Genomic DNA, 26,068 nt, shown 5'->3' on the forward strand with positions numbered 1-26,068 from the left:
GCGTGACGGCAAACGGGAGCCCGGGGGTCGGCGTACCCCCGGGCTCCTGCCCTGTCACTCGCTACCGCGTCACACCAGGTCGAAGCGGTCCGCGTTCATGACCTTGACCCAGGCCGCGACGAAGTCCTCCACGAACTTCTCCTTGGCGTCGTCGGCCGCGTACACCTCGGCGACGGCGCGCAGTTCGGAGTTCGAGCCGAAGACCAGGTCGGCGCGGGTGCCGGTCCACTTGACCGCACCGGAGGCGTCGCGGCCCTCGAAGGTGTGGGCGTCCTCCGAGGTGGCGGACCAACTCGTGCCCAGGTCCAGCAGGTTGACGAAGAAGTCGTTCGTCAGCACGCCCGGGGTCTCGGTCAGCACACCGTGCGCGGACTGCTGGTGGTTGGCGCCCAGCACACGCAGGCCGCCCACCAGCACGGTGAGTTCGGGCGCGCTCAGGCCCAGCAGGTTGGCCTTGTCGAGCAGCAGGAACTCGGCCGGCAGCCGGTTGCCCTTGCCGACCCAGTTGCGGAAGCCGTCCGCCTTGGGCTCCAGCGCGGCGAAGGACTCGACGTCGGTCAGCTCCTGCGGGGCGTCCACCCGGCCGGCCGCGAACGGCACCTCGACGGCCAGCCCGGCCGCCTTGGCCGCCTGCTCGACGCCGACGCCGCCGGCCAGCACCACCAGGTCGGCCAGCGAGACCTGCTTGTCGCCGGCCTGGGCGTTGAAGTCCCGCTGCACGCCCTCCAGCGCCCGCAGCACCGCGGCCAGCCGGTCCGGCTCGTTGACCTCCCAGCCGGCCTGCGGCTGCAGCCGGATCCGGCCGCCGTTGGCGCCGCCGCGCTTGTCGCTGCCGCGGAACGAGGAGGCCGCCGCCCAGGCGGTGGAGACCAGCTCGGAGACCGACAGCCCGGTCCCGGCGATCCGCCGCTTGAGGTCGGCGACGTCCGCCGCGCCGATCTGCTGGTACGTGGCGGCCGGCAGCGGGTCCTGCCAGAGCAGGTGCTCACTCGGGACCTCCGGGCCGAGGTAGCGCACGACCGGGCCCATGTCACGGTGGGTGAGCTTGTACCAGGCGCGGGCGAAGGCGTCGGCGAACTCCGCCGGGTTCTCCAGGAAGCGGCGGGAGATCGGCTCGTACACCGGGTCGAAGCGCAGCGACAGGTCGGTGGTGAGCATGATCGGGGTGTGCCGCTTGGCCGGGTCGTGGGCGTCCGGCACGGTGCCCTCGCCGGCGCCGTCCTTCGGCTTCCACTGGTGGGCGCCGGCCGGGCTCTTGGTGAGCTCCCACTCGTAGCCGAACAGCGTCTCGAAGAAGCTGTTGTCCCAGGTGGTCGGGGTGGCCGTCCAGATGCCCTCGAGGCCGCTGGTGATGGCGTCGCCGCCGACGCCGGTGCCGTAGCGGCTCTTCCAGCCGAGGCCCTGCTGCTCCATCGGCGCGTCCTCCGGGTCCGGGCCGACGTTGTCCGCCGGGCCCGCGCCGTGGGTCTTGCCGAAGGTGTGGCCGCCGGCGATCAGCGCGACGGTCTCCTCGTCGTTCATCGCCATCCGGTAGAAGGTCTCGCGGATGTCGCGGGCGGCGGCGACCGGGTCCGGGTTGCCGTTGGGGCCCTCGGGGTTGACGTAGATCAGGCCCATCTGGACGGCGGCCAGCGGGCTCTCCAGCTCACGGTCGCCGGTGTAGCGCTCGTCGCCGAGCCAGGTGGTCTCCGGGCCCCAGTAGACGTCCTCGTCCGGCTCCCACTCGTCGACCCGGCCGCCGCCGAAGCCGAAGGTCTCGAAGCCCATGCCCTCCAGGGCGACGTTGCCGGCCAGGACGATCAGGTCGGCCCAGGACAGGCTGCGCCCGTACTTCTTCTTCACCGGCCAGAGCAGGCGGCGGGCCTTGTCCAGGCTGGCGTTGTCCGGCCAGCTGTTCAGCGGGGCGAAGCGCTGCTGGCCGCCGCCCGCGCCGCCGCGGCCGTCGCTGATCCGGTAGGTGCCGGCGCTGTGCCAGGCCATCCGGATCATGAAGGGGCCGTAGTAGCCGAAGTCGGCCGGCCACCAGTCCTGCGAGGTGGTGAGCACCTCCTGGATGTCCCGCTTCACGGCGGCGAGGTCGAGGGCGCTGAACGCCGCGGCGTAGTCGAAGTCCGCGCCGAGCGGGTTGGCGACGGCGGGGTTCTTGGCGAGGATCTTCAGGTTCAGCCGCTCCGGCCACCACTGGCGGTTGCCGCCGCCCTGGGTGGGGTGGAGCGCGCGCCCGTGGTTGACCGGGCAGCCGCCCGCACTCGCCTCTACACCGGTTGCATCGTGGTTCTCAGACATGGGAATCCTTCCGTACAAGGCGGATCACGGTGTCTATCTGCTACCTGCGGCACCTACTGCTACTGCCTGCTCCTGCTGCATCCGCACTGGTCGCGTGTGCAGGGAGTGCACTACTGCTGGTACCCAGGCTAGCGCCGGAGCCGATCCTACGATGGACGGAATCCAAGTCAAGAAAGACACCAAGCCCGAACCGGATCGGGATCCGGAGCCCCACGGATCCGCATTGGTAAACTCCGGTCTTCCCCCATGACCTGAATAGGTGAACCGTTATGAGTGACCTGCTGGAGCGCCTGCGCGAGCGCGGCTGGCGCCTCACCTCCCAGCGTCGTGTCGTGGCCGAGGTCCTGGACGGCGAGCACGTGCACCTGACCGCCGACGAGGTGCACGCCCGCGCGGCCGAGCGCCTCCCGGAGATCTCCCGCGCGACGGTCTACAACACCCTCGGCGAACTGGTCACCCTCGGTGAGGTCATCGAGGTGTCCACGGACGGGCGCGCCAAGCGCTACGACCCCAACGCCCACCACCCGCACCAGCACCTGGTCTGCACCGGCTGCGGCGCCATCCGCGACGTCCACCCCCTCGGCAACCCGCTCGCCGACCTCCCGGCGGACCAGCGGTTCGGCTTCGCCGTCTCGGGCGCCGAGGTCACCTACCGGGGGCTCTGCCCGGTCTGCGCGGGCTGATCACCCGGCCTCCGGGGCCGCCCAGCGGACCGGCAGGCTCTTGAGGCCGTTCTGGAAGTTGGACACCAGGCGCTGCGGCGGCCGGTCCGGGTCGAGCTCCAGGCCCGGGAGGCGGTCCAGCAGGTGGCGCAGCGCGGACCGCAGCTGCAGCCGGGCGAGTCGGGCGCCGACACAGAAGTGCGGGCCGTAGCCGAAGCTGACGTGGTCGTTCGGGGTGCGGGAGACGTCGAAGCGCTCCGGTTCCGGGAACACGGCCCCGTCGCGGTTCGCCGAGGCGTGGTACACCACCACCTTGTCGCCCCGGCGGACCGGCTGCCCGGCGATCCGGGTGTCGCGGGTCGCGGTGCGGCGGAAGTGCACCACCGGCGGCCAGCAGCGGAGCATCTCCTCCACTGCGGAGGGGATCAACTCCGGTCGCTCGCCCAGGAGTCGGTACTGGTCCGGATGGCCGAGCAGGGTCAGCAGGCCGCCTGGCAGGCCGTTGCGCACGGTCTCGTTCCCGGCGACGGCGAAGAGGAAGAACATCGTCTCGAACTCCTCGGCCGTCAGGCCCGCCCGGAGCGTCCGGGCCAGTACGCCGTCGGGGGCGGGCCGGCGGGCCAGGGCGTGGGCGTAGGCGAACATGTCGGCCAGCGCGGCCCGGGAACGCGGGTTCACCGGACGGCCGTCCGGGGCGGTCCGGGCCGTCGGACGGTGGGCGAGGGCGGCCCGGCCGAGGTCGGTCAGCGCGGCCGGGTCGACCGTGCTCGCATCGGCGTAGTCGGCGTCCTGGTAGCCGATCACCCGGTTCGCCCAGTCGAGCAGCAGCCCCCGGTCCCGCTCCGGCACGCCCATCACCCGGGCCAGCGTCCACACCGGCAGGTCCGCCGCCACCGTCGTGAAGTCGGCGGCCCCGGCGGGCCGTACGGCCTCCACCAGCTCCCGCGCCCGGTCGTCCACCGCCGCCGCCAGCTCGGCCAGGGCGCGCGGGGTGAACGCCGCCGCGACGATCCGGCGCAGCCGGGCGTGGTCCGGCGGGTCCTGGTTGAGCATCATCGTGCGGACGAAGGCCAGGTCGGCCGGGGTGTCGGGATCCCGGATCTGGGTCGCCCCGAGGTGCGAGGAGAACAGTTCCGGGCTGCGCAGCACGTGCTTCACGTCCGCGTGCCGCAGCACCGCCCAGTAACCGGGCCCGGCCGGCCAGTCCCCCACGGCCGGCTCCTCCACCCAGCAGACCGGGGCCTCGGCCCGCAGTTCGCGGAACAGCCCGTACGGCACGTCGTCCGCGTACGTCCCGGGCAGGAAGATCCGGTTCACCCGTGCCTGGTCCAGTGCCATGGTGACCGACCGTACGCCGCGCCCCGGCGGTCCGCCAGCAGTCCGGCGGTGGTTCTCCGGTGGTCCGGTGGTGGTTCGCCGGTGGTTCGCGGAAGTTCGGAACGTCGCGGTTGCGGCGATCACCGGCCCGGATCCCGTAGGGTCGGCCAATGGCGAAGTACTTCGACGTGCACCCAGAGTCCCCCCAGCCGCGCACCATCAGCACCGTGGCCGACAGCCTCCGTTCCGGAGCCCTCATCGCGTACCCCACCGACTCCTGTTTCGCCCTCGGCTGCCGCCTGGACAACCGCGACGGCCTCGAACGGATCCGGTCGATCCGACGCCTCGACGACCGCCACCACTTCACCCTGATGTGCGAGGACTTCGCCCAGCTGGGACAGTTCGTCCAGCTCGACAACAACGTCTTCCGGGCCGTCAAGGCCGCGACGCCGGGCAGCTACACCTTCATCCTCCCCGCCACCAAGGAGGTCCCGCGCCGGCTGATGCACCCCAAGAAGAAGACCGTCGGGGTCCGGATCCCCGACCACGCCGTCACCCGGGCGCTGCTCGCCGAGCTCGGCGAACCCCTCCTCTCCAGCACCCTGATCCTCCCGGGCGAGGACGAGCCGATGACCCAGGGCTGGGAGATCAAGGAACGCCTCGACCACGTGCTGGACGCCGTGGTGGACTCCGGCGACTGCGGCACCGAACCGACCACCGTCATCGACTTCTCCGACGGCGAGGCGGAGATCGTCCGCCGGGGGGCCGGCGACCCCGCGCGCTTCGAGTGAGCGGCCGGCGGCCCCGGGCTCAGCGGTGGCGGAGGTCCACCAAGGAGCCCAGGAGGCCGCCGAGCGCGACGGCGCCGATGACCGACGTGTCCCAGGGCCGACCGGCCGCCGCCCCCGAGGCCACCACCAGGGCGATGACGGCCATCGCCGTCCCCCGGGCCGGCCGTGATCGCGGAAGTAGGTTCAGGGGCTTGCCGTTTCGGCGCCGTCGCGCCAGGTTGATGACGAGCAGGAGTGGTGCGACTGCGAGCAGGGGCGGCACCATGTCGTGGGTCATGTCGCCAGGATGCCATGGACGGTGAAGAGTTGATCGAGTTGGGTGGGGTCATCGATCCGCAGGACGGCCGCCTCGACCGCGAGTTGGAGATCAGCGCCGCGCAGCCACTGCGCGAAGGCCCGGCACGGGGCTCCCTGCTCGTCCCGAAAGGGGTTCCGCGGTTCGAGGCCGCCGCCGAGGGCGAACTCGTACAGGCGCTCGACGGCTGCCGGGGTCGCGAACCGGGCCCATTCTGCTAGCCGGTCGCCGGTGCCGTCCCGGTCGGCGGGCGAGTCGACGGTGTTCAACGCGGAGGCGGCGCAGGACCACCCGATCGTGGCGGGCGAAGGGGAACAGATGCGGTGACTCTGCGGTTGGGGCAGGGCGACGGGCCAGTACGGCACTTGTGAAGGGGCGTTCCCATGAAGATCGGCATCATCGGCGCGGGCAACATCGGCGGCAACCTGACCCGGCGACTGACCGCCCTGGGGCACGAGGTCTCGGTGGCGAACTCACGCGGGCCGGAGTCGTTGAAGGCCCTGGTCGAGGAGACGGGCGCGAAGGCGGTGCCGGCCACCGAGGCGGCGAAGGGCGCGCAGGTCGTGGTGGTGACGGTGCCGCTGAAGAACGTGCCGGACCTGCCCGCGGGGCTGTTCGACGGCGCCGCCGAGGGCCTCGCGGTGATCGACACCGGCAACTACTACCCCAAGGAGCGCGACGGCCGGATCGACGCGATCGAGGACGGCGGGCTGACGGAGAGCCGGTGGACGGAGCAGCACCTGGGCCACCCGGTGGTGAAGGTCTTCAACGGCACCTACGCGCAGGACCTGTTGGAGCGGCCGCTCCCGGCGGGCGACCCGGAGCGGCTGGCCGTCCCGATCGCCTCGGACGACGCGGCGGCGAAGGCGGTCGTGCGGGCGCTGGTCGACGAGTTGGGCTTCGACACCGTGGACGCGGGCGGCATCGACGACTCCTGGCGGCAGCAGCCGGCCACGCCGGTGTACGGGCTGCGCGCCGGGGTGGAGGCGGTCACCCGGGCGCTCGCCGAGGCGTCCCCCGAGCGGCCGGCGGCGCACCGGGCGTAGCCCCACCTCACTCCGGTCGGCCCGAGCTGCCCCGTACCACCAGCTCCGCGGCCGGTTCCAGCCCGGCGGGCGGGCCGACTGGTCGGGCTGGTAGCCGAGTTCGCGGATCGCCGCGGTCACCCGCTCCAGCGTCTCCCGGCGGAGCAGCCGCGGGGCGTTGAGCGCGTTGGAGACGGTCTGCCGGGACACCCCGGCCGCGCGGGCCACCTCCTCGATGGTGGTGGCGCCACCACGCGGCCGGTGTGCTCCCTCGGGCATGCGGTCCTCCAGGCGTGCGGAGCGTACGGGACGGTCAGCCGCGGCGCAGGGTCAGCAGTCCGCCGCGCGGCACCGGGATCGGCTCGGCCCGCTCAAGCTCGACCTCGCCGCGCCGAACGGTACGCCCCCGGGCGTCCTGCACGGTGGCGACGGCCGTCCCGCTGCCGCCGACCAGGCGGACGTCCGGGTCGGCGTCGGCGTTGGCCACCAGGAAGGTCCGCCACCCCGTCCCCGAGGCGTCCACCGGCAGCGCGGCGTAGCGGGCCACCGCGACCGTCTCACCGCCCAGCGCCGTGACCATCGGGTACCCGAGGTCCGGTCGGGCCGGGCGCAGTTCGCCGCGTTGCAGGGTGTCGAGGTGCGTGCGGAAGACGCCGAGCCAGAAGGCGAGGGCCTCCCGCTGCTCCGGGCGCTGGGCGGCGAGGTCGACGGAGATCTGCGGGACGGCGAACAGCACGTCGATCAGGTGGCAGGCGATCTGCTCGGGCGGTTCGGCCGGGTGCCACATCAGCATGTCGGAGTGGACCGGGACGGGGCCGGCGGCGAGCCGCAGGTCCACGGTCCGCTGCCGGTTCTCCTGCCCGCCGAGCGGGCAGTCGGTGGCCCGGATCATGGTGACGTACGGCCACAGGCCGGGGCTGACGTACGGCTGGCGGTACTCGACCATCGCCTCGGGCTGGGCGGCGGTGACCCGCCGGCGGATGGCGGCGAGCAGGCGTTCCACGCCCTCGTCCAGGTCCGCGCAGTCCGCCTCCGGGCCGGCCGCCGGGGGGTCGGCGTGGGCGAAGCGGTCGACGAAGTCGACCTTGAGGCCGTCCATGCCCCATTCCTCGACGGCGCGGGCGAGCCGGTCGGCGAGGAAGTCGCGGACCTCGGGGTAGCGCGGGTCGGCCACGATCGCGCCCAGCTTCGGCTCGTCGGCGAGGGCGTGGCGGCCGAGCTTGCGGTGGGCGGCGCTGTCCTTGCCGATGAACGGCAGCGCGTACCAGAGCAGGTAGCGCACGCCCAGGTCGTGCACCCGGCGGACGTGCTCGGCGGTGTCGGGCAGCGAGACCGGCTCCCAGTCGCCGCAGTGGGCGTAGCCGCGGGTGCGGTCGGCGGTCATCCAGCCGTCGTCGACGATGATCACGTCCAGGCCGAGTTCCTTGCCGAGCGCGGCCTGGGTCTCGATGCGCTCGGGCGTGACGTCCTGGTGCATCGAGTACCAGGTGGAGTAGGCGGGCAGCCGGGCGGCGTCGGGGATGTCGACGGTGCGGCCGCTCCCCCACCAGGCGGTCAGGTCGGCCAGGCAGCGGGCGAAGTGCCGGCCGGAGGTGTCGATCCGTACGGTGAGCCGGCCCTCGGCCTGGGCCCAGAAGCGGAACTCGCCGGTCTCCTCGACCACTCCGGCGCCGGCCAGCACGTCGGGCCGCTCGGCGGCGAAGGCGCAGAGCGCGACGTCCCCGGTGCCGACCAGCGCGGCGATCGGCGCGCCGGCGGCGAGGCGGGTGCGGCGCGGGGCGCTCCAGGCGGCGGGCAGCCAGCCGGTGCCGCGCGGTTCGGGGGTCCACAGGGCGGTGGCGTCCACGCAGGGGACCCGCCACTCGATCCGCACCTGCCCGGGGCCCTCGGTGCTGACCTCGACCACGCCGTCGGCGAGCGTCCGGATGCTCGCCGTGCCGTTCGCCCGCAGGGCCGGGCCCTCGGCGCCGAGCGGGCGCAGGCCGCCGGCGCCGGCGGGGGCGTGCGGTTCCCAGATCTCCTTCACGGTCTCGGACATGCTCAGCCTTTCGTGGCGCCGGCCAGCAGGCCGGAGATGAACTGCCGCTGGAGGACCAGGAAGAGGACCATCATCGGCAGGGTGGACAGCGCGGTGCCGGAGAGGATCGCGCCGTAGTCGGAGCTGTTCTGGTTGCCGTGCAGGGTGGCCAGGGCGACCGGCAGGGTGTGCATCTCGGGGCTGCGCAGGGCGATCAGCGGCCAGACGAACTGGTTCCAGGAGCCCAGGAAGAGGAAGATCGCGAGGGCGGCGAGCACCGGCCGCATGACCGGCACCACGACGCTCCACAGCACCCTGAGCTCGCCGGCGCCGTCGACCCTCGCGGCGTCCAGGAGTTCGTCGGGCAGGGCGGTGAGCGACTGGCGCATCAGGAAGATCGCGAAGGGGACGCACAGGCCGGGGAGGATGAGCGCCTGGTAGGAGTCGAGCAGTCCGAGGTCGGTCATCATGGTGAACAGCGGTACCAGCATGACCTGTTCGGGGACGACGAGGGTGGAGAGCAGCAGCCCGAACAGCAGGGTGCGGCCGCGGAAGCGGAACTTGGCGAAGGCATAGCCGGCCAGCAGGGCGACGACCAGCGCGCCGGCCGTCTGGACCCCGGCCACCAGTAGGGAGTTGCCGAGCACCCGGAGCAGGCCGATCCTGCGGTCCAGCCGGTCGAGGTTGTCGCCGAGGCTGCCGCCCGGCAGCAGGCTCGGCGGCCAGTCGAAGATCTCGCCGTCCTTGCGGGTGGTGGCCGTCAGCAGCCAGTAGAACGGTCCGACGGACAGGCCGGTGACGGCGGCGAGCGCGAAGGTCAGCGGCCAGCCGCGCAGTCGGGGGATCCTCATCGGTCGCGCTCTCCCATCAGGCGCATCTGGACCGCACCGAGCACCGACACCAGCAGGGTGAGCGCGTAGGCGATGGCGGAGGCGTAGCCGAAGTCGAAGTACCGGAAGCCGTTCTGGTAGAGGTACATCGAGACGGTCAGGGTGGCGTTGTCCGGGCCGCCCCCGGTCAACACATAGGGCTCGTCGAAGAGTTGGAGCGTGCCGATGGTGGACAGGACGACCGTGAACAGCAGCACCGGGCGCAGCGCGGGCACGGTGATCGCGGTGAAGCGGCGGACCGGCCCGGCGCCGTCGACCATCGCGGCCTCGTACAGCTCCCGGGGGATGCCCTGGAGCCCGGCCAGGTAGATGACCGCGTTGTAGCCGGTGTAGTGCCAGGTGAGCACCAGGACGACGGCCATCCGGGCCCAGAACGGCTGCCCGAGCCAGTCGACGGCGGGCAGGCCGACCGACTCCAGCAGCCGGTTGACCGCGCCGTTGCCGGTGTCGAGCAGGAAGGAGAAGATCACCCCGGTGGCGACCAGGCCGGTGACGGCGGGCATGAAGACGCCGAGCCGCCACACCGCCCGCCAGCGCACCAGGGTGGAGTTGATGCCGACGGCCATCAGCAGCGCCAGCCCGAGCATCAGCGGGACCTGCACGACGAGGATCTCGGCGGTGTTGCGCAGGGCCGTCCAGAACAGCGGATCGTCCAGCAGGCGGCGGTAGTTGGCGAGCCCCGCGCCGTGGCGGGCGGCGCCGGCGCCGGTGGTGAAGGAGAGCAGCAGGGAGTCGACGACCGGGTAGGCCTTGAACACGCCGAAGGTGATCAGGGCGGGGGCGAGCAGCAGGTACGGCAGGGCGGTGCGGCGCAGGCGCGCGCCGCGGCGGCTGCGCGCGGCGGGGTGCTCGGCGGTGGCCCTGGAGCGGCCGTCGGCACGGGACGGACCGGCGGCAGCGGTGGACGAGGGGGTGGCGGCGGTCATGCGATGGTGCGTCCGGTCTGCTGGGCGAGCTGCTTGGCCGCGTCCTGGAGGACGGCGGCCGGGTCGCCGTCCTTGAGGAAGACCTTGGTCTGGGCGTCGCCGGCGAGCTTGAGGGCGCGGGCGTAGTCGCCGGAGTAGTTGGTGGGGTCGCCGCCGGTGGTGGCGAGGTCGGCGAAGGTCCGCAGGACGGGCTGGCCGCCGTAGTAGGCGCTGGGCGCGGAGTACATCGGGTCGGCGTAGGCCGGGACGAGGGCGGGGAAGACGCCGCCGGCGGCGAACATGGCGTTGACCGAGGCCGGCCGGGTGAGCGCGTACTCGACGAACTTCCAGGCGGCCCGGCGGCGCGGGCTGGCGGCGGCGACGGCCAGGTGGGTGGAGTTGACCAGGGCGGTGCGGTTGCCTCCGGCGGTGACGGCCGGGGGCTTGGCGAGGCGCCAACTTCCGCTCTGGTCACTGAACTTGGCTTCCAGGTAGTGCGCGGCCCAGGCGGGCATCGGGGCGATGGCGAGCTTGCCGGCCTTCATCAGGTTCGCCCAGCCGTGGTCGCCGGGGGCGTCGGCGACCAGTCCGGCCCGGTCCAGCCGCTGCAGGGTGGTCAGGGCGCGGACGCCGGGCTCGGAGCCGAGGGTGATCCGGCCCTGGAGGTCGAAGTAGAAGGCGCCCTGGAGTTGCATCAGGGACTGCACGAAGTCGAGGTCGGGGTCGGGGTTGGCGGCCTTGTTGATGCCGATCAGGGACATCCCGGGGTTGGCGGCCTTGAACCGGTCGGCGACGGCGATCAGGTCGTCCCAGGTGGCGAAGGCGGTGGGGTCGAGGCCGGCCTTGTCGAAGCAGTCCTTGCGGTAGAAGAAGCCGAGCGGGTTGACCTCCCAGGGCAGCGCGTAGGCGTGGCCGTCCTGGCCGGTGACGACCGGCCACAGGCCCTTGGCGAACTTGTCCTTGTGGGCGTCGGCGCCGTACGCGGAGAGGTCGGCGAGGCCGCCGGGGAACTTCTCCCGGTAGCCGGGCAGGTAGTCGCAGCCGATGTGGAGGACGTCGCCGAGGCCTTGGCCGCCGGCCGCGAGTCCGACGGTGATCTTGTCCCAGATGGCCGGGTTGCCGATGTCCTGGACGTCGACCTTGATCCCCGGATTGTCCTTCTCGAAGGCCGGCACGACCCCGCGCAGGGCGGCGGCGGCCGTGGCCCAGGACCAGACGGTGACGGTGCCGGTCTCGGCGTCCCCGCCCGAGCCGCCGCCCGAGCCGGAGCCTCCGCAGGCCGCGAGGGCGCCGCCGGCGGCGAGGGCCAGCAGGCCGGCTCCGGAGGAGCGGAGCAGGTCGCGACGGGAAAGGTGTGACATTGCATCCCTCTCGATGGACGGCGGGGGCAGGGAACGAAGGAGTGGGGCAACCGGCCGACCGGTCCGGTGATGTGAACGTTCAAAGGCGCAGAACAGACCAGAACTCAACAGGTTCGAACGAGCGGGACACAGCAAACGCCCGCGCTTGCCGTGCCGTCAAGACCCTCGGAGCAGGCAGCATCAGGGGAAATCGAATCCTGTCAGGTGCGTTGACTTGTGTTCGGTTCAGTGCAATATCATGTGGCACTCTCGCTGCGACCGGCGCCCCTCCCCCAGCCACCGCCCGCCGCCCGCACGCCACCCCCACCCTCCTGGAGTCCCCGCATGCCCGCTGCCGCCCGCCGACGCCTGGCCGGCGCCCTGGTCACGATGGCCCTGGCCGCCTCCGGCCTCGGCGCCCTGACCCTCGGCGCCGCCACCCCGGCCGCCGCCCTGAACAACGGCAACGCCCTCACCCCGCCCATGGGCTGGAACTCCTGGAACTCGCTCGGCCCCCAGGTCGACGAGCAACAGGTCAAACAGACCATCGACTTCATGGCGGCCAACGGCCTGGTGCAGGCCGGCTACAACACCGTCACCATCGACGACGGCTGGTCGCTGCGCCACCGCGACGGCCAGACCACGGACTTCGCGAAGAACTCCACCTGGGGGATGCAGCTGTACGACGCCAACGGCAACCCGGTCGCCGGCAGCGACGGCGGCGGCAACGACCCCACCAGCGGCCACCTGACGCCCGACCCGGACCAGTTCCCCCCGCAGACCGTCAACGGCCGGACCCTGAACGGCATCCAGTACCTGGCCCAGTACGCCCACAGCAAGGGCATGAAGTTCGGCCTGTACGCCACCGACACCTACACCACCTGCCAGGGCCACCCCGGCAGCCTGGGCCACGAGAGCACCGACGCCGCCGACTTCGTCGCCTGGGGCGTCGACTTCGTCAAGTACGACGACTGCCCCTACGGCCCCACCATCTACGGCCCCGACGGCTACGCCTACTACCCGCAGGGCGAGGGCAAGGAGCTCACCCGGTCCGTCTACGCCCGCACTCAGACCTTCCAGCGCGCCCTCGACGCGGCCACCGCCGCCGCGGGCAGGCCCAAGGTCACCCTGAGCCTGTCCGCCCAGCCCGCCCACACCGGCATCCCCTACCTGTTGAGCGCCGACGACCCGGCCCGCACCGACCCGCTGATCCAAGCGGCCGGCACCCCCGCCCACCAGGCCCCCGGCTACGCCCCCACCGGCGTCTGGTGCGGCCAGGTCGCCAACATGTGCCGGATCGGCGGCGACCGCGACAGCGAGCTGAACGGCGTGCTCTACGACCAGCAGCTCGGCACCGCGCTCAAGTACGCGAGCACCGTCCAGCCCGGCGGCTGGCACGACATGGACATGCTGTTCACCGGCTGGCAGGACGTCAACGGCCTCTGGGGCACCACCGACAACTCCCCCGGCAACAAGCCGTTCACCGACGACGAGTCCCGCACCGAGATGTCCGTCCTCGCCATGATGGCCGCCCCGCTGATCTCCGGCGCCGACCTGCGCAACGCGGCCGACGCCCAGCACAGCGCCAACGGGTACACCTGGTCCACCGGCATCAACTCCTCGGCGCTGGCGGTCCTGAAGAACCCCGGCATGATCGCCATCGACCAGGACACCCTCGCCAAGCCCGCCACCCTGGTCGGCAACCCGCCCGCCACCCCCACCGCCCCGGTCGTCCTCAAGCGCACCCTGGCCAACGGCGACCTCGCCGTCGCGCTGGTCAACCAGGACCCGGGCAACTGGGCCATGCCGAGCGTCACGCTCGGCCAACTCGGCCTGACCGGCTCGGGCTACGCGTACAAGGAGATCTGGAGCGGCGCCACCGGCACCACCACGGGCACCCTCGGCGGCAACTGGATCCCGGCGCACGGCACCGCGCTCTACCGGATCAGCGTCGGCGGCGGCACCTCGACCGGTGGCAACGGCGGCAGCGGCGGCACCCAGGCGGGCATCGTCGGCGACGGCAGGTACCACAGCCTCACGGCCGGCGGCACCGCCGGCCTGGCGCTGGAGGTGCAGGGCACCTGCAGCGCCAACCCGGGCGCCAACGCCGACGTCAACGCCTACGACCCCACCCACACCTCCGAGCAGTGGCTCTTCACCGCGAACCCCGACGGCACCGTCCGGATCAGCGACGCCTGCGGCACCGGCACCCAGTCGCACACCGTACTGGCCGCCGGTAGCGGAGCCGGCAGTGCCTACCTGCTCAACCCCACCGCGAACAACCCCTGGCAGGAGTGGAAGGTCACCCAGAACGGCACCGGGGCCCTCACCATCACCAACGTCGGCAACGGCCTGACCCTGGACGCGCCCAGCGGCACGCCCGGCGCGACGGTGCTCACCGACCCGGCCGACTCCTCGGCCCCGGGCCAGTCCTGGACCGTCACCTCCTGACCCGCCGTACGGGCCGGGGCGACGGGCACTCCCGGCGCTCCGGCTCCGTCGTTCGCGCGGGCGGGGCGTTCAGCCGTGGACGACCGGGGCACCGGTGAGGTGCACGGCCGTCTCCAGCGCCGGCGCGCCGGTGTACCTGTTCACTGCCGCCGGACGGCTCCTCGGAGGAACCCGTCCCGGAGCGGCGCGCCACCCACCGGGACGGCGGTCCGGCACATGGCCCCGGCCCCGGCCCCGAAGGACCTCCCCCGGATACCACGTGCTCGCCGACTCGGGCTGCCCCGCGTGAACCCGGGTGTGCGCGGGGAGTCGGCCCGGCCGACTCCCCGCGCATCGCCGCATCCGGTCAGCGCGGTGCCCGGATGCCGTCGATGATGCGGGTCCAGTTGTCGGCGCCGTGCCCGTCCTCGATCGCGCGCCGGTAGTGGGCCTGCACGGCCAGCGGGAGCGCGAGGTCGAGGCCGAGTGCGGCACTGGTCTCGACGATGTGGTCGGAGGTCGCGCCCATCATGGTGACGGTGCTGAGGTCGCCGGGGTGCTCCCCCGCGTCGAGCGCGGTGCCGGGGTTCGCCTCGCCGGCCCGCAGGACGGCGCCGATCGAGTCGGCGGCGGAGAGCAGTTCCGGCAGCGCCTCCCCGGCCTTCATCCCCGCGGTGCCCAGCATCGCGGTGGCCTGCATCAGTGCGGACAAGGTGCTGAGGAAGACGGCGAGTTGGGCCTGGTACATCATCTGGGCGAGGCCCGGGTCCTCGCCCAGGTACTTCGGCGTTCCGAGCCGGGCCAGCGCGGGCAGGTGGCGCTCCATCACCTGCTCCGGGCCGCTGTAGTAGACGTGGGCCGCCGCCGTACCGACCATCGGCGCGGGGACCATGACGCCCCCGGTGAGGAAGGCGGCGCCGTGGCCCGCCGCCCAGCCGGCCGCCTCGCGCGAGCGGTCGGGGGTGTCGGAGCTCAGGTTGACCAGGGTCCGGCCGGCGAGCGCCGCGGTGGCGCCGTCGAGGATGTCGTACCCCGCCCGGTAGTCGGTGAGGCTGAGGATCACCAGCTCGCTCGCCGCGACCGCCTCGCCGGGTGTCGCCGCGAGCCTCGCGCCGGCGGCGACGACGCCGTCGGCCCGGGCGGCGGTGCGGTTCCAGACGGTCACCGGGTGGCCGGCGTCAAGGAGGGTCCTGGTCATCGCCCGGCCCATCGGGCCGAGCCCGATCACCGTGACGGCACTGTTCTGACGGTTGGTCCGGTTCTGTCGTTCGTTCACCCCTCCATGCTCGGGGGGCGTCACTATCCTCGGAAGTACCCACTGTTTTCTGCGGTACTCACCTTTTCGTAAGGGGGATCGGTGATGGCCAAGGCACCGAGGAACGGGCCCTACATCTGCGGCATCGACGCCGCGCTCGACGTGGTGAGCGGCAAGTGGAAGGGGCTGATCCTCTGGGAACTCGCCACCCACGGCGTGCGCCGCTTCGCCGAACTCCGGCGCGCCCTGCCGGGCGTGAGCGAGAAGATGCTGACCCAGCACCTGCGCGAGATGGAGGAGGACGGCCTCGTCCACCGGGAGGTGTACGCGGAGGTGCCGCCGCGGGTGGAGTACTCCCTGACGGAGCACGGGCGCACCCTCGATCAGGCCCTCAGGCCACTGGGCGCCTGGGGGACCGCGCGGATCCGCCGCGAGGGCTCCCCGGTCGTCGCCGGGGCCGAGCCCTCTGACGGTTGAGCCTCGGCCTCAGCGGCCGACCTCCCGCAGGCGGAAGTCCTCGACCGTCTCACGGCGGATCAGCAGCCGGGCCCGGCCGTCCTTCACCGCGGCGACGGCCGGGCGGCCGACCAGGTTGTAGCCGGAGGCCATCGACAGCTGGTAGGCGCCGGCCGCCGGGACGGCCAGCAGGTCGCCGGGGCGCAGGTCGGCGGGGAGCACTGCGTCGCGCACCAGTACGTCGCCCGCCTCGCAGTGGCGGCCGACGACGTCGACCCTGGCCGAGCCCGCGTCGGAGCGGCGGCCCACCAGGCGGACGCTGTACGGGGATCCGTACAGCGCCGGGCGCGGGTTGTCGCTCATGCCGCCGTCGACGGCCACGAAGGTGCGGCCGTCCGCCGAGTGCTTGACGGACAGGACCCGGTAGACGGCCACCGCCGCCGGTCCGGCGATGGCGCGGCCGGGCTCGACGATCAGGCGGGGCACCTCCAGGCCGGCCTCGGCGCAGCGCACCGCGAGCCGGTCGGTGACCCGGACGGCGAACTCGGGGAGGTCGAACTCGGCGTCCCCGGGCAGGTACTTGATGCCGTGGCCGCCGCCGAGGTCCAGCTCCGCCGGCTCCACACCGTGCCGGTCCCGCACCTGTGCGAGCAGCCGCACCAGTGCGTCGACGGCCTGGAGGAACGGTTCGAGTTCGGTGATCTGCGAGCCCACGTGGCAGTGCAGACCGGCGAGTTCGAGCCCGGGCTGGTCGAGCACCCGGGCGATGGCGTCGGCCGCGTCGCCGCCCTCGATCGGGAAGCCGAACTTCTGGCCGCCGACGCCGGTCCGCACCGCCGCGTGGTGGCCGGCCGCGATCCCGGGGACCACCCGGACCAGGACCTTCTGCGGGGTGTCCGCCGCCACCAGGGCGGCCAGCCGGGCGATCTCCGCCGGGCCGTCGATCACGATCCGCCCGACCCGCAGCCGCCGCGCCAACCGCAGCTCCTCCGGGGACTTGGCGTTGCCGTGCAGCAGGATCCGCTGCGCGGGGAAGCCGGCCGAGACGGCCAGCCAGAGCTCCCCCGAGGAGCAGACGTCCAGGCCGAGGCCCTCCTCGGCGACCCAGTCGGCCATCGCGCTGCACAGGAAGGCCTTGGCCGCGTACAGCACCTCGGCGTGCGGCAGGGCCCGCCGGTACGCCCGGGCGCGGCTGCGGACCTCGCCCTCGTCCAGCACGTACAGCGGGGTGCCGAACCGCTCGGCCGCCTCCGCCAGCCCGACGCCGCCGACCAGCACCTCGCCGCCCGGGCCGGGCCGCGCCGAGGCCGGCCAGGGGCCGCCGAGCGTGTCGGCGGGGGTGGGGGTCGGTACCGGCGGGGCGATCAGCTGGGTCATGGCGGCTACTCCTACGGACGGCGGGGAAGGGCGGCTCGGGCTGGTCCTGGTAGGGCTCAGTCCTCGTAGTGCATGGCGAAGCGGCAGTGCGCGGGGCGGGTCCGCGCCCGGTCGGCGTCGCTCGGCGCGGGTGAGGGCGGCTCGGGCTGGTCCTGGCCGGCGGCGGCGGGCACCAGGCGGATCGTCCGCCCCAGCGGCTGGTCGACGTCGATGACGGCGGTGGCGGTGGTCACGGCGGGCTCCTCGGGTCTGCGGCGGGGCCGTCGTCCGGCGGCCCGGTTCCAAGTGGAGACCCTCCGGACACCGTTCGCACCCGCCCTTGACGCACGGCCTACGCAGCGGGGGCGTACCTTGACGACTTCCTGACATCCCCGGCATTCCAGCCTTACGAACGACTGTTCGCGCAGGTCAGAGGCCAGGTGCCGCAGATGTCAGGGAAGCGTCAAGGACGGCCGCTTCACCGCCAAGCCTGCGTCAAGACCCGCATGGCGCAACGGACTCCGGTGATGGGCTGTGGCTCGTCCCCGCCGCCACCGAGTGCGCCGCCCCGCCGCTTGGGGGCGGCCCGGAAGGTCCCCCGAGACGATGCGCCGTTCGGCCCTCACCCCACCGGACACCACACCGGACACCACCCCGCACACCAGCCCCGACCAGCAGAACTGGTTCCGCCGCCCGGAACCCGCCGCACCGGAGCCGCCGCACCCGAGCCACCGCCCGGCCACGCCCCGGGGCCGACGACGGCTGATCACCCGGCGCCAGCTGGCCGAGGCACTGCCCGCCGCCGTCCGCAAACTGCACCCGCGCACCATGATGCGCAACCCGGTGATGCTCGTGGTGGAGACCGGCTCGGCCCTCACCACCATCAGCGCCGTCCTCCACCCGAGCGTCTTCGCCTGGGTGATCTCCTTCTGGCTCTGGCTGACCGTGCTGTTCGCCAACCTCGCCGAGGCCGTGGCCGAGAGCCGGGGCAAGGCGCAGGCCGCCTATCTGCGCAACGCCCAGGCCGCCATCACCGCCCGACGGCTGCTGCACTGGCGGGTCGGCACCCGCGACCACCGCCACGAGACGCTCCCCGCCGAGGAGTTGATGCTGCACGACATCGTGCTAGTGCCGGCCGGGGAGACCATCCCGCGGGACGGCGAGGTGGTCGAGGGCGTCGCCACGGTGGACGAGTCCGCGATCACCGGCGAGTCCGCACCCGTCATCCGGGAGTCCGGCGGCGACCGCACGGCCGTCACCGGCGGCACGAAGGTGCTCTCCGACCACCTGGTCGTCCGGGTCACCTCGCGCCCCGGGCAGAGCTTCGTGGACCGGATGATCGCCCTGGTCGAGGGCGCGAACCGGCAGAAGACGCCGAACGAGATCGCCCTCAACATCCTGCTGGCCTCGCTCACCATCGTCTTCCTGCTGTCGGTGGTCTCGCTCCAGCCGATGGCGATCTACGCCCACGCCCCGCAGACCACCATCGTGCTGGTGGCGCTGATGGTCGCGCTGATCCCGACCACCATCGGCGCGCTGTTGTCCGCGATCGGCATCGCCGGGATGGACCGGCTCGTCCAGCGCAACGTGATCGCCCTGTCCGGCCGGGCCGTCGAGGCCGCGGGCGACGTGGACGTGCTGCTGCTCGACAAGACCGGCACCATCACCCACGGCAACCGCCGGGCCGTCGCCCTGCACCCGCTGCCCGGCGCGACCGTCGAACAGCTCGCCGAGGCGGCCCAGTTGGCCTCCGTCGCGGACGAGACCCCGGAGGGACGCTCGCTGGTTGAACTGACGCACCGTCAGTACTGGGTGCCGCCGCGCGGACCGGGCGAACTCGGCGAGCAGACGCCCGTCCCGTTCACCGCGTACAGCCGGATGAGCGGCGTCGACCTCACCTGGCCGGACGGCGCCGGCTGCCTGATCCGCAAGGGCGCGGCCGCGGCCGTCGCCCGCTGGGTGGTGGACTCCGGCGGACGGATGCCGATGGAGGCCAAACCGCTGGTCGACCGGATCGCCGCGGCCGGCGGCACCCCGCTGGTGGTCGCCGTGCACGACCGGCACGGCGCCCGGGCACTCGGCGTGGTCGAACTCAAGGACGTGATCAAGGAGGGCATCGCCGAACGCTTCGCCGAGCTCCGCCGGATGGGCATCCGCACCGTCATGGTCACCGGCGACAACCCGCTGACCGCCAAGGCGATCGCCGAGGAGGCCGGAGTGGACGACTTCCTCGCCGAGGCCACCCCCGAGGACAAGCTCGCCCACCTCAAGCGCGAACAGGCCGCCGGGAACATGGTCGCGATGACCGGCGACGGCACCAACGACGCCCCCGCCCTCGCCCAGGCCGACGTCGGCGTGGCGATGAACTCCGGCACCCCGGCCGCCAAGGAGGCCGGCAACATGGTCGACCTCGACTCCAACCCGGCGAAGCTGATCGACATCGTCCGGGTCGGCAAGCAACTCCTCATCACCCGGGGCGCGTTGACCACCTTCTCGATCACCAACGACGTGGCCAAGTTCTTCGCGATCATCCCCGCGATGTTCGCCCACGCCTACCCCGGGCTGCACGGCCTCAACATCATGGGCCTGCACAGCCCGCAGTCCGCGATCGCCTCCGCGGTCATCTTCAACGCGCTGATCATCGTCGCCCTGATCCCGCTCGCGCTGCGCGGCGTGCGCTACCAGCCCGCCTCGGCGACCGACCTGCTCCGGCGCAACCTGCGGGTGTACGGCCTGGGCGGGCTGGTGCTGCCCTTCCTCGGCATCAAGGCGATCGACCTGCTGATCGAGTTCGTGCCCGGACTGGGCTGAACCCCGCGGCTGTCAGGAGTCCGTCAAGAAGTGTGCGACCGGCGTCATGACGGTGTCAGCGCCGGTACGGACCGGTCGGTTCCGGGGTTCACTGGAGGCATTCGAAGCAAGGAGTACCCGACCGGCAGGACTCGACCGGCGTGAGCCACCGGAGGCACAGCCGGCTACCGGAGAGACGAGCGAGCTACCGGAGAGACGGAGGCGAACGGCCATGACCGGGACCACCACCGACCCCACGACCGGCACCACCCGAGTGATCGTCGGCCTGAGCGGGTCGCTGAGCAGTCTGGCCGCCCTCTACCACGCCGTCGGCGAGGCGGCCCGGCACGAGGCCGTGCTGGTGCCCGTCGCCGCCTGGACGGTGGGCGACAAGGACGGGCTGCGGCCGCTGTCGGAGCTGGAGCACGCCGCCCGGCGGCGCCTGGACATCGCCTTCGAGCAGGCGTACGGGGGCTACCCGTCCGGCCTGGTGATCCGCCCGATGGTGGTGAACGCCGAGCCCGGGCCCGCCCTGGTCGCCGCCGTCACCGGGCCGGACGACCTGCTCGTCCTCGGCGCCGCCACCCGCCGGCGCGGCTTCGACCGGTTGCGCGGCACCTCCGTCGCCCGGCACTGCCGGGCCCGGGCGGGCTGCCAGGTGGTCGAGGTCTCGCCGTCGGCGCTGCTGACCCGGCTGGAGCTGACCGCCCGCACCGGGGCACCGCTGCCGCTGCTCGCGCGGTAGCAGCAGCGACAGCAGCGGCACCAGCAGCAGCGGCAACGGCGGCAGCAGCAGCAGCAGCGGCAACGGCGGCAGCAGCGGCCCCGGAGGGGGCCTTCAGAACGCCCCGCCGCCCCGGCGCACCCCGCCGGGGCGGCGGGTGCCACCCGTCACGAGGCGTCCGGCAGGCGCGCGCTCAGCCAGCCGAGCGCGGGCGGGATCAGCCGGTCCCAGGTGGTGAAGTTGTGCCCGCCGGTGTCGACCGTGGCCTGGGCCACCACCAGCGGCGGCCGGGCCGCCGCCGCGAAGGCGCTGGAGTCGGCGTAGCTGCTGCCGTCCTCCTTGCTGTCGGCGAGCAGCACCGACAGCGCGGGCACCGGGAGGTGGGCGAGGCGCCAGTTCAGGTCGGCCTCGTTCCGGCGCTGCCGGCTGCCGCCGAAGAGGTCGCCGGTGGTCACGTCCTCGGCCGCCTTGAAGTAGCCGGAGAGCGAGACCGCCGCCGGGAAGGTCGCCGGGTGCACCATGCCGAGCTTGACGGCGCAGTAGCCGCCGGTGGAGTCGCCCATCACGCCCAGGCCGCCCGTGCTCCCGAGCACCCGGTAGCCCGCCCTCAGGTCGGCGGGCACGTCGGTGGTGAAGTAGGTCTGCGCCTGCGGGCCGTTCGGGATGTCCTCGCACTCGCTGTCCCGGGGCATGCTGGGCGAGGGGCGCATCAGCACCAGGACGGTCGGCTTCATGGCGCCCTTGCCGAGCAGCTCGAGTTCGGTGGCCGGGTAGCGGAGCTTGGTGACCAGGTTGGCGGCGTCGCCGGGGAAGCCGGTCATCACCAGCACCGCCGGGAAGTGCTTGCCCTCGTTGCCGGGCTGGAAGTACTGGGGCGGCAGGTAGACGTACCCGTCGGTGCTCAGCCCGGTGGTGCCGCCGGGCAGCCGGACCTTGTCGAGCCGGCCGATCCGGGCCGGGTCGCGGCTGCCCGGGCTCGCGCCGGTGATCTCGGCGGTGCCGAGCACCTGCACCCCGGCCGGTCCGCCGCCCGGGGTTCCCGGGGCGGCGGTGCCGCCGGGGGTTCCCGGGCCGGCCGGGGAGGCGCCCTGGATGACGGCGGTGCCGTGCTCGTGCCCGAGCAGGTCGGACCAGCTGCTGTAGAAGACGAAGTAGTCGTTGACGGCGAGCCCGAGCGTGGCGAGCAGCGCCACCTGGGTGACCAGGATGGTGCCGAGCCGCAGGAACATCGCCGGCCAGCTGCGGACGGCGAGCTTGGGCCAGACCCAGAGCGTGCCGAGCACCGTGGCCACGGCGAGCAGCGCGGCCAGCGCCAGCAGTTTGTGACTGGTGAGTCCCATCGGTCCCGGCCTCCCCTACCACTGTGGACCACCGGACCGGGATCGCGCCCCTGTCATTCGGCCCGGTCACTCGGGGTAGTGCCTCCCTCGGTACCCGGCCGGCGCCTGCCGGACCCGGTCGCGCGGGAACGGCGGGCCGGTGAAGCGGTGAGCGGGATCATCGGCCCGGAGGGGAGTTGGCCGCTCCGCATGCCAACTTCGACAAGCCTGTCGAAGTTGGCATGGCCGGGCTATGCTGGCGACAGGTCCGCAGGCGAGCTCCCGCCCCCGCCGACGTCCGCACCACCCCGGCGCGCCCGGCCGGCAGGAGGCGAGCCGCCCGGACCGCACCCGGCCCCGCACCGACGGGTCGGCCTCCCGCAGAACTCCCTTCCACCGATGAGTTCCTGACGTACCGTCAATTGAGTGTGCGGCCCTTCACCAACCGGCCGTCCGGGCGTGCCCCGGACCGCCCGCCGCCGTTGTACGGAAGGTGATCCGCCGCGCCCGCCCCCGCCCTCCGCTCCCCCTGCCGAGGAAGAGGTACCCGATGACGACGTCCAGGCTCCTCCCGCAGCCCCGGGAGGCGGCCGTCCTGGCCGCCGTCCTCGGACTGCTCGTCCTGGAGGAGATCGCCCTCGGCCTCGCCGAGGAGGAGGACCGCCCCGTCATCGGCGGCATCCTGATCGGTGCCTCCTGCTCCGGCCTGCTGGTCGTCGGCGCGGTCCTGTTCAGCCGCTGGCTCGACGCCCGCCGCCCGCTGCCGCTCCCCCCGCCCGGGCCCAACGGGCGCGAGTACAGCGCCCGGGCGCTCGAGGGCTTCCCGATGGAGGCCGTCCGCCCCCTGCTGCTCACCGAACACGCCCCGCAGCTGGGGCAGTTGTACTCGGCCTGGATGCTCGCCCGGACCGGCCGGACGGCCTCCTGGATCGCCCGGCGGCTGGACCTGCCGGTCGAGGCCGTCCAACTCCTGGTCGACGCCGCCCGCACGCACACCGACCCCCGGCCGCTGCCGGAGGCCTGACGGGCCGCGGGTCGGGCTGCGGCCGGGGCACGGGGAAGCCCCGGCACCGCAACGCGCGGCACCGGGGCGGACGTTCGGGTGCGGGATCAGCTCTCGCGGCCCGAGGCGTCGTCGATCAGGAACGCGGTGGTCGGGCTCGCCCCGGTCTCGTGGGAGACCAGCTTGAGACCGATGGTGGTCCCCCAGCCGACCTGGCCGATCAGCGAGGAGAGGTCCACGGACTGGTACTGGTAGCCGTTGGTCGGGTTCTGGCTGCTCCAGGTCTTCACCGTGCCGATCGGCTGGCCGGTGTACTGGTTGATCGCCACCAGCGACAGGGTGTCGGGCGCCGCGCCGGAAGTGTTGCTCGACTCCACGTCCAGCCAGAAGGAGAAGGTCGCCTGCCCGTAGCCCGGGTAGGTGTTCAGGTAGGTGGTGATGGAGTCGTCCGTCCCGGTGTTCTGGCCCAGCCAGGCGTACCAGGAGCCGGAGTGCGGCGCGTGCAGGCTGGACGGGGTGATGATGTTGTACCCCGACGGGCTCCACGCGTCCGTCATCACGGTGTGGTTGACGTCCGCCGAGCCGTTCTCGAACCCGGGGTCGATGAGCTGCTCCAGCGAGCCGCAGCCCGAGCCGCCGCCGGCGCTGACGCTCTCCCAGAAGCCGGTGGAAGCCGCCTTGCCCGCCGCGTCCGTCGCCGTCACATTGACCCGCTGGTAGCCGTTGGTCGCGCCGGCGGTGCCGGAGATCACCCCGCTGTGCGCGTCGATGGCCAGCCCCTGCGGCAGCCCGGTGGCGCTGTAGGTGAGGGCCGAACCGGTGCCGGAGACGCCCACCGCCGGGATGGACAGCGGCTGGCCGGCCTTGTCGGTGCGGTCGCACATGGTGCTCACCGAGACCGGCGGGGAGGCCACGATCGGGTCCGAGGCCATGCACAGGTGGTCCGTGTTGGACCACAGGGTCTGCAGCGGGAAGCTGCCCGTCGACAGGTCCTCGAAGAACAGCCCGCCGTTGGAGCCCTTCGGGATCCAGGCGCACTTGTCACCGACCTCCTGGCCGGTGGCGTCGGTCCAGCCGCCCGGGGTGTTCGGGTCGGTCACCGTCTCCGCGTACTCGTGGCCGCCGATGATCCCGTAGCCGTCCAGCCGCCCCCGCGGGGTGTTCTCGCCGAACCAGTTGGTGCCGCAGCCGGCCACGTCCGTCAGGTACGGCATGTTGGTGTAGGCGAGCTGGCCGTACGGCGAGCGCTGGAAGTCGTGCCAGGCGCAGTAGCCCAGCTCCTTCCACTTGTCCGGGTCGGTGCCCTGCGGCGAGTCGATGATGTACTGCACGTTGCGGTTCTGCGCCTCGGTCAGGTTGCCGAAGTGCTTGGCCGCGGCCAGCGCCTCCGCGCCGATCTGCGGCTCGGTCGCCGCCTGCGGCGCGGGCGCGGCGTTGTCCACCCAGACGCCCGCCAGCACGCTGCCCGCCTGCGGGTACGGGATGTGCGCGGCCCCGGCCGGGCACTGCACGGAGCCGGCGGCGATGCCCTCGCAGTACTGGGTCAGCACGGCGCTCCAGCCGTCGCCCTGGCTGCCCAGGCCCTTGAAGAAGTCCTGCTGGTACGGCGCGGCCTGGTCCGGGTCGCCGGTCGCCACGGTGTCGCCGGTCGCGTTGGTGGACGGGGTGCCCCACTGGGAGCCCCACAGCACCAGGTACACCTTGGGCGCGCCGATCACCACACCGGTCGACTCCTGGCCGCCCTTGTAGGTGACCTGGAGGTCGTACTGGTTCGCGACGTTGCCGTCGCCGTCCTTGCCGGTGCCCGGGTCGGCGCCGTCCACCAGCTTCGGCGCCTTCGCCGTGGTGCCCACCGGGCCGGCCTTCGCGGCCCCGACCCGGCGCGGACCGGACTTCTTCGGGGCGGCGGCCTTGTCGCTCTTCGGGGTGCCGGGCTGGGCCACGATGGTGGCGGCCTGCGGCGCGTGGGAGTCGGCCATCGCCGACAGCGGGCTGCTGAGCGCGGCCCCGGCGAGGGCGGCGGCCAGGGCCACCAGGGCGGTCCGCGGGGCGCGTCGGGCGCCTCGGGGCATGCGGGATCGGAATCTGAACACGGGTCGGGTTCCGTCTCTCGTGACGTGGGGGAGGGCGGGGGTGCACATGCGGTCCGGGTGGACGGGGAACCGGGCTCACCCCGGGCTGACCACTGTGCAATGCGCCATATGATATTTCACTGACACTCGCGCACAAGGCTTACACCTGACGGCCCGCCGCATCACACCCGGGCCAGCGGCATCACACCCCGCCCCGGAGGAGGCCCGCACCCCACCCCACCAGGGCCGATCCCGCCCGACCCGCCCACCCGCCAACTCGACGGACGGGCAGGGATTTTAACTACCCCTTACCCGACCAGACCCCGCCTTGGCATTCCTCACACCCGCCGCCCCGCATTCGCCTGCGCCACCAGGAACGGCACCAGCCCCCGCTCCGCCAACGCCGACCGCCACGCCTCCCGCGCCACCACCAGCTCCCCCGGTCCGCCGGCCTCCTCCGGCCCCGCCTCCCCCTTCACCCGCGACGCCGCCCCCAACAGGCCCAGCCCGCCCACCACCAGGGACACCGCCGCGATCCCCGCCGCCACCCACCCGGCCCCCACCAGTGCGCGACCCATCACGTCCCCGTCCTCCGACAGCCCCAACAGGTACCCCAGCAGCAGGAACACCACTGCGGCGGCGACGGCGACGATCGGCACGATCACCGCCAACACCCCCCACCACCCCGACGCCCGCTCCCGCGCCGGCACGTCCACCGGCAGCCGCGCCACCGCATCGGCGTCCGCCCGCAGCGCCGCGTAACGCTCGTACTCCGGCGCGGCGGCCGCGAGTACGAACTCCGCGTTCTCCCGCGCCGTCCGCCGCAGCCGGTCCACCTCCCCCCCCACTCCCTGCAACGCCGCCCGCACCTGCGGCGCGGCCAACGCCCTGCCCAGCTCCGTCTCGAAGTCGGCCCGGTCCTGCTGCGGCAGTCGAAGCGGCCTGTCCATGCCGTGCCCCCGTTCACTCGTGGTTCTACAGAACTGTAGAACACGGGGATGCGAAGGAGCAGCCCTGTTCAGAGGTGGAACTCGGCAGCTGAGGAGGGGCCGGCCGTCGGTACCCACCGGCGGGTCATACGTCTTCAACGCACTGATCGCCACCGCCTGCACCCGAGCGATCTCCCGCCCGACCA

General features: G+C 73.0%; 22 protein-coding genes and 1 pseudogene. 8 read left to right on the top strand and 15 right to left on the bottom strand.

The annotated features are described in order from the left end of the window. Nucleotides 1-69 precede the first annotated feature (69 nt). Nucleotides 70-2,286 (bottom strand): catalase/peroxidase HPI, encoded by a 2,217-nt coding sequence (katG, locus tag ABTY61_RS20535; protein WP_350506442.1) that lies wholly within the window; start codon nt 2,284-2,286, stop codon nt 70-72. 269 nt (nt 2,287-2,555) lie between these two features. Here katG and ABTY61_RS20540 point away from each other — a divergent pair, with 269 nt between their 5' ends. Further along, a complete protein-coding gene (locus ABTY61_RS20540) occupies nt 2,556-2,969 on the top strand; it encodes a Fur family transcriptional regulator (RefSeq protein ID WP_350506443.1) in 414 nt (137 codons plus the stop codon). Here the strand turns inward: ABTY61_RS20540 and ABTY61_RS20545 are convergent, their stop codons facing one another. Then, the gene (locus tag ABTY61_RS20545) at nt 2,970-4,286 is read right to left on the bottom strand and encodes a cytochrome P450 (protein WP_350506444.1); all 1,317 of its coding nucleotides are present in this window, start codon (nt 4,284-4,286) and stop codon (nt 2,970-2,972) included. Between the two features lie 149 nt (nt 4,287-4,435). On the opposite strand from ABTY61_RS20545, the gene ABTY61_RS20550 reads away from it, so the two are divergent. Beyond that, nucleotides 4,436-5,056: an L-threonylcarbamoyladenylate synthase gene (locus ABTY61_RS20550; protein ID WP_350506445.1), complete on the top strand. Its 621-nt coding sequence runs from the start codon at nt 4,436-4,438 to the stop codon at nt 5,054-5,056. 19 nt (nt 5,057-5,075) lie between these two features. On the opposite strand, the gene ABTY61_RS20555 is transcribed toward ABTY61_RS20550, so the two are convergent. Continuing rightward, nucleotides 5,076-5,333 carry a hypothetical protein gene (locus ABTY61_RS20555; protein ID WP_350506446.1) on the bottom strand — a complete coding sequence of 86 codons (258 nt, stop codon included), beginning with the start codon at nt 5,331-5,333 and terminating at the stop codon, nt 5,076-5,078. Further along, a complete protein-coding gene (locus tag ABTY61_RS20560; protein ID WP_350506447.1) occupies nt 5,330-5,620 on the bottom strand; it encodes a hypothetical protein in 291 nt (96 codons plus the stop codon). Before ABTY61_RS20560 ends, ABTY61_RS20555 begins: the two co-directional genes overlap by 4 nt. Before the next feature lie 114 nt (nt 5,621-5,734). Here ABTY61_RS20560 and ABTY61_RS20565 point away from each other — a divergent pair, with 114 nt between their 5' ends. Beyond that, nucleotides 5,735-6,397: an NADPH-dependent F420 reductase gene (locus ABTY61_RS20565; protein WP_350506448.1), complete on the top strand. Its 663-nt coding sequence runs from the start codon at nt 5,735-5,737 to the stop codon at nt 6,395-6,397. Between the two features lie 93 nt (nt 6,398-6,490). Here ABTY61_RS20565 and ABTY61_RS20570 read toward each other — a convergent pair. The 5 genes and pseudogenes from ABTY61_RS20570 to ABTY61_RS20590 form a co-directional block, all read right to left on the bottom strand. Further along, nucleotides 6,491-6,655 (bottom strand): annotated as a pseudogene (locus ABTY61_RS20570) (LacI family DNA-binding transcriptional regulator); the annotation flags it as partial. A 34-nt stretch (nt 6,656-6,689) separates the two neighbouring features. Continuing rightward, nucleotides 6,690-8,414: a glycoside hydrolase family 36 protein gene (locus tag ABTY61_RS20575; protein WP_350506449.1), complete on the bottom strand. Its 1,725-nt coding sequence runs from the start codon at nt 8,412-8,414 to the stop codon at nt 6,690-6,692. 2 nt (nt 8,415-8,416) lie between these two features. Further along, on the bottom strand, nt 8,417-9,244 hold the full coding sequence (locus ABTY61_RS20580; protein ID WP_350506450.1) for a carbohydrate ABC transporter permease: 828 nt from the start codon (nt 9,242-9,244) through the stop codon (nt 8,417-8,419). Continuing rightward, nucleotides 9,241-10,209: a carbohydrate ABC transporter permease gene (locus tag ABTY61_RS20585; protein ID WP_350506451.1), complete on the bottom strand. Its 969-nt coding sequence runs from the start codon at nt 10,207-10,209 to the stop codon at nt 9,241-9,243. The genes ABTY61_RS20580 and ABTY61_RS20585 overlap by 4 nt, the downstream gene beginning before the upstream one ends. After that, entirely contained in the window at nt 10,206-11,549 is a 1,344-nt protein-coding gene (locus tag ABTY61_RS20590; RefSeq protein ID WP_350506452.1) for an extracellular solute-binding protein, read from the bottom strand. Before ABTY61_RS20590 ends, ABTY61_RS20585 begins: the two co-directional genes overlap by 4 nt. Nucleotides 11,550-11,873: 324 nt before the next feature. Here ABTY61_RS20590 and ABTY61_RS20595 point away from each other — a divergent pair, with 324 nt between their 5' ends. Then, the gene (locus ABTY61_RS20595; RefSeq protein WP_350506453.1) at nt 11,874-13,979 is read left to right on the top strand and encodes an alpha-galactosidase; all 2,106 of its coding nucleotides are present in this window, start codon (nt 11,874-11,876) and stop codon (nt 13,977-13,979) included. Nucleotides 13,980-14,325: 346 nt separating this feature from the next. Here ABTY61_RS20595 and ABTY61_RS20600 read toward each other — a convergent pair whose 3' ends face one another. Then, entirely contained in the window at nt 14,326-15,234 is a 909-nt protein-coding gene (locus ABTY61_RS20600) for an NAD(P)-dependent oxidoreductase (protein ID WP_350506454.1), read from the bottom strand. Between the two features lie 84 nt (nt 15,235-15,318). Here ABTY61_RS20600 and ABTY61_RS20605 point away from each other — a divergent pair, with 84 nt between their 5' ends. Then, a complete protein-coding gene (locus ABTY61_RS20605; protein WP_350506455.1) occupies nt 15,319-15,690 on the top strand; it encodes a winged helix-turn-helix transcriptional regulator in 372 nt (123 codons plus the stop codon). Between the two features lie 9 nt (nt 15,691-15,699). On the opposite strand, the gene lysA is transcribed toward ABTY61_RS20605, so the two are convergent. Continuing rightward, nucleotides 15,700-17,046 carry a diaminopimelate decarboxylase gene (gene lysA, locus ABTY61_RS20610; RefSeq protein WP_350506456.1) on the bottom strand — a complete coding sequence of 449 codons (1,347 nt, stop codon included), beginning with the start codon at nt 17,044-17,046 and terminating at the stop codon, nt 15,700-15,702. Nucleotides 17,047-17,102: 56 nt separating this feature from the next. Continuing rightward, nucleotides 17,103-17,279 (bottom strand): hypothetical protein, encoded by a 177-nt coding sequence (locus ABTY61_RS20615; protein WP_350506457.1) that lies wholly within the window; start codon nt 17,277-17,279, stop codon nt 17,103-17,105. Nucleotides 17,280-17,631: 352 nt separating this feature from the next. On the opposite strand from ABTY61_RS20615, the gene kdpB reads away from it, so the two are divergent. Together kdpB and ABTY61_RS20625 are read left to right on the top strand one after the other, a co-directional pair. Then, nucleotides 17,632-19,836 carry a potassium-transporting ATPase subunit KdpB gene (gene kdpB / locus ABTY61_RS20620; protein ID WP_350506458.1) on the top strand — a complete coding sequence of 735 codons (2,205 nt, stop codon included), beginning with the start codon at nt 17,632-17,634 and terminating at the stop codon, nt 19,834-19,836. A 211-nt stretch (nt 19,837-20,047) separates the two neighbouring features. Further along, nucleotides 20,048-20,560, top strand: coding sequence for a universal stress protein (locus ABTY61_RS20625; RefSeq protein WP_350506459.1), 513 nt, complete (start codon nt 20,048-20,050; stop codon nt 20,558-20,560). A gap of 146 nt (nt 20,561-20,706) precedes the next feature. On the opposite strand, the gene ABTY61_RS20630 is transcribed toward ABTY61_RS20625, so the two are convergent. Further along, the gene (locus ABTY61_RS20630) at nt 20,707-21,879 is read right to left on the bottom strand and encodes an alpha/beta hydrolase (protein ID WP_350506460.1); all 1,173 of its coding nucleotides are present in this window, start codon (nt 21,877-21,879) and stop codon (nt 20,707-20,709) included. Between the two features lie 529 nt (nt 21,880-22,408). On the opposite strand from ABTY61_RS20630, the gene ABTY61_RS20635 reads away from it, so the two are divergent. Continuing rightward, nucleotides 22,409-22,882, top strand: a complete 474-nt coding sequence (locus tag ABTY61_RS20635; RefSeq protein ID WP_350506461.1) for a hypothetical protein — start codon at nt 22,409-22,411, stop codon at nt 22,880-22,882. 86 nt (nt 22,883-22,968) lie between these two features. Here the strand turns inward: ABTY61_RS20635 and ABTY61_RS20640 are convergent, their stop codons facing one another. Further along, entirely contained in the window at nt 22,969-24,933 is a 1,965-nt protein-coding gene (locus ABTY61_RS20640) for an Ig domain-containing protein (RefSeq protein ID WP_350506462.1), read from the bottom strand. Between the two features lie 338 nt (nt 24,934-25,271). Further along, nucleotides 25,272-25,883: a hypothetical protein gene (locus ABTY61_RS20645; RefSeq protein ID WP_350506463.1), complete on the bottom strand. Its 612-nt coding sequence runs from the start codon at nt 25,881-25,883 to the stop codon at nt 25,272-25,274. Between the last annotated feature and the right edge of the window lie 185 nt (nt 25,884-26,068).

It is taken from the genome of Kitasatospora sp. NPDC096128 (assembly GCF_040303105.1).
Lineage (GTDB): Bacteria > Actinomycetota > Actinomycetes > Streptomycetales > Streptomycetaceae > Kitasatospora.